Genomic DNA, 8,715 nt, shown 5'->3' with positions numbered 1-8,715 from the left:
CCGAATCCGCACGTCTCCCCTTCAAACACCATGTGACCTGCTGGACAGGAAGTGACCAACGGATGACCACCGACGAGGAGCCCGCCGAAGATCTGCTCGAATCCGCATATCTGTATGCCATGGATGCCGTCACCGAGCTGGAGCGGGCTGTCATCGAGCAGCGGCGGGAGCGGGCGGACCCCGCCACCGCCGGTGCGTTCGACACGATCGTGGCGCGAGTCCGGGCCGTGCTGGCCCTGGTCGGGCGCTTCGATTCGTGCCCGCCGCCACCCGAACTGGAGGACCGGATCCTCCAGGCCATCGACGAGACCCCCGAACCGGGCGATACCGAGCCCGGCGGGCCGTCGAACCGGCCGAGAAACTTCGGCTGGCTGTGCGCTGTGTGAGCGTTGTGTAGTTGCGTGAATGATCGCGGCCGGGGCCGAGCCCCGGCTGCATCGAAGAATTCCTCCGGGTAACCAAACCGATCGCCGCCGCTGTGCGAAGCCCTATTCGTGCCCCTCCGAGAGGTTCGGGCACGCGGGCGTCGCACCCCGGCCGATTCGCCGGTACGTCCTGCCGATACTGCGAATCCCTTTCGGGCCCAACGGATGCGGAGGAATGCAGGTGAAAGCATAATGGACGACGACCATCCGCCGGTGCTCCGCCTGACGCGGGATCCGGCCGAGCTCGCGGACGCGGCGCCCGCCGCCTGTCCGGTCCGTCCGGAGCGTGACGCGGACGCACGGAAACTCGCCGCGCTGATCGCGGCGATAGCGCGTGCCGACCGGGCCGCTTTCACCGAAATGTATCGAATGACCAGCCATCGCGTCTTCGGGCTGGCGTTGCGCATGCTGCAGAACCGCGCGACCGCCGAGGAGATCACCCAGGAGGTCTACCTCCAGGTGTGGTCGCTGTCGGGACGCTACGACAAGCAACTCTCCAGCCCGATGGGCTGGCTGATGATGCTGACCCATCGGCGGGCGGTGGACCGGCTGCGCACCGACCAATCCGCCATAGGTCGCGAAATGCACTATGGCAGAACGATTGTGGACAGAGATCACGACGTCGTCTTCGAATCGGTGGAACAACGGGCCGATCGGCGTGCGGTACTGCACTGCCTGGACACCCTCACCGAACTCCAACGCGAGAGCATCACCCTGGCCTACTACGGCGGCTTGACGTACCCGGATGTCGCCGCCCGGCTGAACGCGCCGCTCGCGACGGTGAAGACCCGGATCCGCGATGGACTCAAGCGCCTCGGAGCGTGCCTGACAGGGAGTGATCACAGATGAGCACCGCCGGAAAACCGGATGTCGAATTACTCGATCTCGCATACGCCTACGCGATGGACTCCGTCACCGAGTGGGAACGCCACGCCATCGAACGCCGCCGCGAAGGCGCCGACCGCCTCACCGCCGCCGAATTCGATTCCACCGTCGCGACCCTGCACGACACCCTCGCCGAGCTCAGCGCCGTCGACATCTGCGCTCCGCCACCGGAATTGGAGGCCGGGCTACTCCACGCACTCGACCGCGCGATCCGCGCCGCCGGCCCCGGAGCCATCGGCCCACGCCGAATGAACCTCGTCGCGGGATGGCGACTGGACCGCATCGCCGCCGCAGCGGTACTACTACCCATCGTCCTCGGAGTAGGCATCGCGGTCGGCATGCATCGCGCCGACGGCGAACGAGCCCCCTCACCCCTGACCGAAGCGGTCATCGCCGCCCAGCCCGACGCCGTCACCCGCACCGCCCCGATCACCGGCGGCGGCACCCTCCGCATCGAAACGTCCTCCGCACTATCAGCGGTCGCAGTCGCCTTCGACAACCTGTCCGCCCCACCCCCCGGCAGCGCCTACCAAGTGTGGCTCGTCCCCGCCGGCGGCACCCCCCGCTCCACCGCCATCCTCGACACCTCCCCGAACCGCCCCCTGATCACCAAGTTCACCTCGACCGACACCCTGGCGATCACCGTGGAACCGGCCGGTGGTTCCCCCCTCCCCACCACCACACCGATCGCCGCCATCAGCCTCGGATAGGGAGGCCGTCGATGCGGGAATCGTTGCTGCGGCAGACTCGGCGGCCGTCTTCGTATTTGACCTTGCCGCCTCGGGAGGCGTTGCAGTCCTGGGTGGTGATGGTTGAGGGGCGGGCGCCGGCGGGGGCCGCGAGCGCGGGGATCGCGGTGATCACTGCCGCCACAATGAGAATGGGAAGGATGCGGAATACGGTCAATTCTGGCCTCCGATAACCAATTGGTGTTCGAGGTCGAGACCTGGCTAGCAGCACGAACCGATCGGTCTTATTGTGCCGCAAGCCAACTATGCCACAGCCTGTCCCATTCGGGTGCGCCGCCCGCGCCGGGCCAGGCGAGGGTGCGTTCGGTGTCGTGCGGCACGCTTGCTGCGAGCTTGGTGAGTTGCTGGGCGAAGGCTTCTCGGACCTTGTCCTCCCGTTGGTGTGTGCCGGTGAGGATTTGCTCCTGATGTTCGGCCACCGCGTCGATCACAGCTGCCTGGGCCGAGAGGCTCGAGCCGCGTGCGAGCACGACGGTCACCGGTTCCTGTCCCTCGGTCAGGGCGGCCACTACGCGATCGTGCCCGTCCAGCAGCAGCCATCCATCGAGACCGGAAACCTGCCACAACAGCACCGGTGGCAGAGTTCCCTCCCGAAGCCGCCGCCGATAAGCCTTGACGCGCGGTGCTTCCGGATCGGACAGCGGGCGTAATGGCACGATCGGCGTGCAGCCTTCCCACCAGTCCACGTAGCAGGCGGGCCAGTCGCGCTGGAAATCTCCAGTCCAGGTGTAAGGCGGCAGTGCGGTTCGCAGGCTGAACAGCCAGCGGCCGGTATGCAGTGGGCCGCAATCCGAATCACCCAGCCGATCGGCGAAGAGCCGGGGCCAGTCGGTGTTTCGCCGCGACTCGTCTGCGCGCAGTGGTGCCACCGGTGATCGATAACCGGGTAGGCGCCGGACCCGCACTCCGCCCCGATCTTCGTCGACACGCGCCAGTAGTACCGGCTCGCCGCACTGCCGCACCATCATTCGCCCGTCATCGGCAAGCTCCACCCGCAGCGGCGGTGGCCGCAGCCCGCCGCTGACGGTGTCGGCCACCGCTCCGTCCAGACTCTCTCGAACCCCCATGGGAACAGGATCCTGCCCGGCCGCCCGTCCGAGGTCCACCGAGAATCGCAGCAACTCTACGATTCACCTACGACCAGTAAGGAGGCCGGACGCGCATGAGGATCGAGGAAGAAAGCACGAGCCGGCTCGTGCTGTGGGCGGTAGCCGCCTGGGGAGCCATTGCCGCAGTCCTTTCCACGCCCCTCACCGCGGCCCTGATGGGTCTCGCCTACCGGTTCCCGATCCCCTTCGACGGCACGGCCACCGGCCTGGCCGAAGCCGGCAATGCGGGGCTGGCCTCCATCTACTACCTCGTCATGGGTGAAGGCTTCCTCCTCGCAGCGCTGGGCGCGGCGGCCGGTTACTTCATTGCCCGAGCCCTCACCCCCTACCTCCTGCGACCTCTGATCCTCGCCATCCTCGCCTCCGCCGCCCTGTCCCTCCTCAGCGCCCTCATCCTCGCCATATTCGCCTGACCGGCGGCCTGTCACGCGAGGCGTGGCACAGTGGATTGTCATGGGGCGGAATGACAATGACGTGCAGGCACTACGCCGGATGGCGGGGCTGGTGACGCCGATGGCGTTGCGGGTCGCGGTGACGCTGGGGGTGCCGGATCGATTGCTGGGGCGGGCGGCATTGGTCGAGGAACTCGCGGTGGAACTCGATGTCGCTCCGGCGGCGCTGGAGCTGCTGCTGGGGCACCTCGAGACCCTCGGGATCGTCGAACGCACTCCGGTGGGTTTCGAGACGACCGACTTCGGGGCGAACCTCCGCGTCGACGCCGGCAATGGGCTTGACGATCTCCTGCATCTCGAAACCGCCGGTGGCCGAGCCGAGCTGGCGTTCGTCGAACTCGCGCACAGCATCAGAACCGGCCGAACCGCCTACCCGCAGCGCTACGGCCAGGACTTCTGGGCGGATCTGGCCGAACACCCCGCACTCCGGGCGGCATTCGATCGGCAGATGACCTACCGCTTCCACGCGCAGCTTCCGCAGATCGTCGACGGTTACGACTGGTCGAGGTACTCGACTCTCGTCGATGTCGGTGGCGGCCAAGGAAGTCTGCTCGCTGCGATCCTCACTGCGCATCCGGGGATGCACGGGCATCTCGTCGATCTCGAAGCGACCGCCGCAGACGCTCGCCGGACCTTCGACGCGGCGGAACTGGGGGAGCGGGCACAGGTCACGGCGGGCAGCTTCTTCGATCCGCTCCCGACGGGAGCCGATGCCTACCTACTGTTCGACATCCTGCACAACTGGGACGACGAGCACGCGCACCGCATCGTGCGCCGTTGTACCGAGGCGGTGCGGCCGGATGGGCGCGTGCTGGTCATCGAGGGAATCGGCGGGATGCGGGCGGGGAGTGAGAGCGACCTCCAGATGCTCGTGATCTTCGGCGGGCGGGAGCGGCGGATCGACGAGTTCCGTGCGCTCACCGCGCCGCATGGTCTGGTCCTCGATACCGTGATCGAGCTGACCGATCAACGATGCCTGCTCGAATTCCGGCTCACGGCAAGCTGATCGGATGTCAGCCCAGGAGTCCGGCGTCGAGCTGTCCCGGCGAGATCGGGGTGAGGCGGTGGTCGGTCGGGGGTTCGACGCCATGCAGATGGCGGATCAGGAAATCCCAGCGGCGGCGGATCACGTAGGGATGCGCGTTGATGAAGTGATCCGTCCCGGGAACGATGATCAGGTCGAAGTCCTTGTCGGCGGCGATGAGGCGGTCCACCAGGCGCAGCGTGTGCTGCGGGGTGACATTGTTGTCGAGTTCGCCGTGCATCAGCAGCAGTTTGCCGCGTAACCGGTCCGCGATATCGAGGTTCACGCTCTGCCGATACATCTCGTCGTCGTAAGGGCCGTCGTAGCTTTCGCCGAAGAACTGGTGGTAGATGCGCGGATCGTGGTCGCCGGACTCGGCGACGCCGACGGTATAGAAGTCGGGATGGGCGCACAGGGCGCGCACCGTGGCGTACCCGCCGCCTGAGTGGCCGGTCGCGCCGACGCGGTCCAGATCCAGCCAGGGTCTGGTCCGCGCGAGTTCCCGGATGGCGGCAAGGTGATCGTCGAGACCGCCTGCGTCGCCGAGGTGTCCGTAGGAGGCGTCGTGAAAGGCCTTGTCCCGACCGGGCGTTCCGCGTCCGTCGATGGCGACGACGGCGAAACCGAGCGCCGCGAGCGCTTCCGCCTCCGGGCCGGACATGCCCTGCGCGAAACCCGGTGAGACGCGGGTGGTGTGCGGACCCGGATAGAGATGGTCGATGACCGGGTAGCGCCGCCGCGGATCGAAATCGTGTGGCAGATAGAGCAGGCCGTAGATGTCGGTGCTGCCGTCGGCGGCGGTGGCGCGGAAACGTTCCGGCGGCCGCCAGCCGAGCTCACGCAGCCGGGAGACATCGGCCCGCTCCAATTCCACGAGCAGCTTGCCGTCCCAATCGCGCACGGTGATCACCGGTGGCGTATCGGTGGCCGAGGCGGAGTCCACGAAGTACTCCTCGTGCCCGGGCACATTCACCTCGTGATCGAGGTCGTCATCGCTGATGCGGGTGAATCCGGTGCCGTCCAGCGCGATTCGGCACACCTGGCGGCGGTACGGATCCGCGGCGACCGAACCCGCTGCCAGGAAATGGACCACCCGCTCGTCCTCGTCGACCCGGAGGATCTGCTCGACGACGTACCGGCCGCTGGTGACCTGCACCGGCGCCGCGTCGGTATCGGTGCGGTAGTGATAGAGGTGGCCCCAGCCATCGCGCTGCGAGTACCAGAGTGTGGATTGCCCGTTGTCGAACACCCGGACCATCGGTCTGCGCATCATCCACTGCGTGGGCTCGACCCGGGTCGCACCGTGCTCCTCGATCAGCGTGCGCACCTCCCCGGTGCCCGGATCGATCCGATTCAGCCGCAGGGTGCGGAGATCGGGCGCGGACTCGAGGTAATAGACGGCCGAACCATCACGCTCCCACCACACCCGCGCGGTGAGAATCGGCGAAACATGCGTGCCCGCGCGGGGATCGACGAGGAAGTTCCGGACCCCGTCCGGGCTCTGTTTCGAATACCGGAAGCGGTGGTCGCCGGTGAGCCACGCAGGGCGTACGGTGTCACCGAACACGAGTTGGGAGCGGTTGTGCCGCAACAACTGCTCCGCTGTGCGATAGGACAGCACGAGAGGTGAGTCGGTCATACGTCGAGCCTGGTCCTCCGCGGTGGGTTCGTCGACTCATTTTGCGAACGGATCTGGTTGCAGCGCAGGACATCTGGGATCGGCGTTATTCGGCTTGACGAATCGTCGCGTGGGATGGCATTATTGATGTGGGAAGACACGGAATTTGAGTGTCTATTTTCTTGCGCCTCTCGACTTCTGTTGACTATGGGTGTAATTTGAGACTTCGCGCCTGAACCGGGTGCTGTCCGACTCTCGAAATGCGAATGACCGTGGAAGGTCGCATTGTCTGCATGCGGTTTTTCTCCCGTTGTTGTCGAGTCATGTTCTGGACGGTGACCGGTGGGTGCGGCGTAGGAAATTACGGCCACAGGACAGGCAGATACCGTGCCGGTCGCGCGTGCGCGCGGTCGGCACGAGGTGCTGGAAGGACGCATCTTGGCTTTCTCGACTAGGCGGGTCTCGTTCGCCAAACTCCGTGAGCCCCTGGAGGTTCCGGGACTTTTGCAGGTTCAGACCGACTCGTTCGACTGGCTGATCGGGGCCCCGGGCTGGGCGGAACGGGCAGCCGCGCGCGGGGATGTGCGCATGAGTGGGCTGGAGGAAGCGCTCGCGGAGCTCAGCCCGATCGAGGACTACGCCGGCACCATGTCGCTGACGTTGTCCGAACCTCGATTCGAGGAGCACAAGTCCTCGATCGAGGAGTGCAAGGACAAGGACATGACCTACGCGGCGCCGCTGTTCGTCACCGCGGAGTTCATCAACAACACCACGGGGGAGATCAAGTCCCAGACCGTCTTCATGGGTGACTTCCCGATGATGACCGATATGGGCACCTTCATCATCAATGGCACCGAGCGCGTGGTCATTTCGCAGCTCATCCGCTCGCCCGGCGTCTATTTCAACGAGAGCATCGACAAGACCACCGAGAAAACCCTCTACGACGCGCGCGTCATCCCCTCCCGGGGCGCCTGGCTGGAGTTCGACGTCGACAAGCGCGACACCGTCGGCGTGCGCATCGACCGCAAGCGCCGGCAACCGGTCACCGTGCTGCTCAAGGCCCTCGGCTGGACCACCGAGCAGATCACCGAACGCTTCGGCTTCTCCGAAGTCATGATGACCTCCCTGGCGAAGGACAACACCCCCGGCACCGACGAGGCGCTGCTCGACATCCACCGCAAGCTGCGCCCGGGCGAACCGCCGACCAAGGAATCCGCGCAGCACCTGCTGGAGAACCTGTTCTTCAAGGAGAAGCGCTACGACCTGGCCCGCGTCGGCCGCTACAAGGTCAACAAGAAACTCGGCATCCACACCGCCGAAGCCGTCGGTTCCCCGGTCCTCACCGAGGAGGACCTCGCCACCATCATCGAATACCTGCTGCACCTGCACGCCGGTGATCGCATGATGACCGCGCCCGGCGGCATCGAGGTCCCGGTCGAGGCCGACGATATCGACCACTTCGGCAATCGCCGGGTGCGCACCGTCGGCGAGCTCATCCAGAATCAGTTGCGGCTGGGCCTGTCCCGCATGGAACGCGTGGTGCGCGAGCGCATGACGACCCAGGACATCGAGGCCATCACCCCGCAGACGCTGATGAACATCCGCCCGGTGGTGGCGGCCATGAAGGAGTTCTTCGGCACCTCGCAGCTGTCGCAGTTCATGGATCACCGCAATCCGCTGTCGGGCCTGACCCACAAGCGCCGGCTCTCGGCGCTGGGCCCGGGCGGCCTGAACCGGGAACGCGCCAGCCTCGAGGTCCGCGATGTGCACTACAGCCACTACGGCCGCATGTGCCCGATCGAGACGCCCGAGGGCCCGACCATCGGCCTCATGGGTTATCTGTCGGTGTATGCGCGGGTCAACCCGTTCGGCTTCCTGGAGACGCCGTACCGGCGGGTGGTCGACGGCATCGTCACCGACGAGGTCGACTACCTGTCCGCGGACGAGGAGGACCTGCACGTCGTGGCGCAGGCCAATGAGCCGCTGACCGCCGCGGGCCGCTTCGCCGCCGATCGGATCACGGTGCGGCGCAAGAACTCCGAGCTCGAGATCGTCGACGCCGCCGATATCGACTACATGGACGTGTCACCGCGCCAGATGGTGTCGGTGGCCACCGCCATGATCCCGTTCCTCGAGCACGACGACGCCAACCGCGCCCTCATGGGCGCGAACATGCAGAAGCAGGCCGTGCCGCTCATCCGCTCGGAGTCCCCGCTGGTCGGCACCGGGATGGAACTACGCGCCGCGGTCGATTCCGGTGATGTCGTGGTCAACGAGAAAGACGGTGTGGTGGAGGAGGTTTCGGCCGATTTCATCACCGTCATGGCGGACGACGGGACGCGGAAGTCCTACCGGCTCCGCAAGTTCGAGCGTTCGAACCAGGGCACGTGTGCCAACCAGCGTCCGATCGTGGACGAGGGCACGCGGGTGGAGGCCGGTCATGTGCTGGCCGA

General features: G+C 66.4%; 9 protein-coding genes. 6 read left to right on the top strand and 3 right to left on the bottom strand.

Translation table 11 applies throughout. The annotated features are described in order from the left end of the window. Positions 1-62: 62 nt before the first annotated feature. The 3 genes from ACH438_RS32305 (at position 63) to ACH438_RS32295 (ending at position 2,020) form a co-directional block, all read left to right on the top strand. Positions 63-386 (top strand): hypothetical protein, encoded by a 324-nt coding sequence (locus ACH438_RS32305; RefSeq protein ID WP_397012149.1) that lies wholly within the window; start codon positions 63-65, stop codon positions 384-386. A 231-nt stretch (positions 387-617) separates the two neighbouring features. Next, positions 618-1,274 (top strand): ECF RNA polymerase sigma factor SigK, encoded by a 657-nt coding sequence (gene sigK / locus ACH438_RS32300; protein WP_397012147.1) that lies wholly within the window; start codon positions 618-620, stop codon positions 1,272-1,274. Next, positions 1,271-2,020, top strand: a complete 750-nt coding sequence (locus ACH438_RS32295) for an anti-sigma factor domain-containing protein (protein WP_397012145.1) — start codon at positions 1,271-1,273, stop codon at positions 2,018-2,020. Before sigK ends, ACH438_RS32295 begins: the two co-directional genes overlap by 4 nt. On the opposite strand, the gene ACH438_RS32290 is transcribed toward ACH438_RS32295, so the two are convergent. Together ACH438_RS32290 and ACH438_RS32285 are read right to left on the bottom strand one after the other, a co-directional pair. Beyond that, positions 2,007-2,183 carry a hypothetical protein gene (locus tag ACH438_RS32290; RefSeq protein ID WP_397012143.1) on the bottom strand — a complete coding sequence of 59 codons (177 nt, stop codon included), beginning with the start codon at positions 2,181-2,183 and terminating at the stop codon, positions 2,007-2,009. The genes ACH438_RS32295 and ACH438_RS32290 overlap by 14 nt on opposite strands. 100 nt (positions 2,184-2,283) lie before the next feature. Next, on the bottom strand, positions 2,284-3,126 hold the full coding sequence (locus ACH438_RS32285) for a hypothetical protein (protein ID WP_397012141.1): 843 nt from the start codon (positions 3,124-3,126) through the stop codon (positions 2,284-2,286). Between the two features lie 95 nt (positions 3,127-3,221). On the opposite strand from ACH438_RS32285, the gene ACH438_RS32280 reads away from it, so the two are divergent. Continuing rightward, positions 3,222-3,581: a hypothetical protein gene (locus ACH438_RS32280; protein ID WP_397012139.1), complete on the top strand. Its 360-nt coding sequence runs from the start codon at positions 3,222-3,224 to the stop codon at positions 3,579-3,581. Between the two features lie 40 nt (positions 3,582-3,621). Beyond that, positions 3,622-4,626, top strand: coding sequence for a methyltransferase (locus tag ACH438_RS32275; protein WP_397012137.1), 1,005 nt, complete (start codon positions 3,622-3,624; stop codon positions 4,624-4,626). A gap of 7 nt (positions 4,627-4,633) precedes the next feature. On the opposite strand, the gene ACH438_RS32270 is transcribed toward ACH438_RS32275, so the two are convergent. After that, the gene (locus ACH438_RS32270) at positions 4,634-6,283 is read right to left on the bottom strand and encodes a prolyl oligopeptidase family serine peptidase (protein ID WP_397012135.1); all 1,650 of its coding nucleotides are present in this window, start codon (positions 6,281-6,283) and stop codon (positions 4,634-4,636) included. Between the two features lie 399 nt (positions 6,284-6,682). Here ACH438_RS32270 and ACH438_RS32265 point away from each other — a divergent pair. Further along, the coding region (locus ACH438_RS32265; protein ID WP_397012690.1) for a DNA-directed RNA polymerase subunit beta at positions 6,683-8,715 on the top strand (2,033 nt) is incomplete at its 3' end.

The organism is Nocardia sp. NPDC020380 (assembly GCF_044386975.1).
In the GTDB taxonomy this organism is placed as follows: Bacteria; Actinomycetota; Actinomycetes; order Mycobacteriales; family Mycobacteriaceae; genus Nocardia.
Note: the sequence above shows the minus strand (reverse complement) of the source record. Positions and strands in the feature narration are given on the sequence as shown.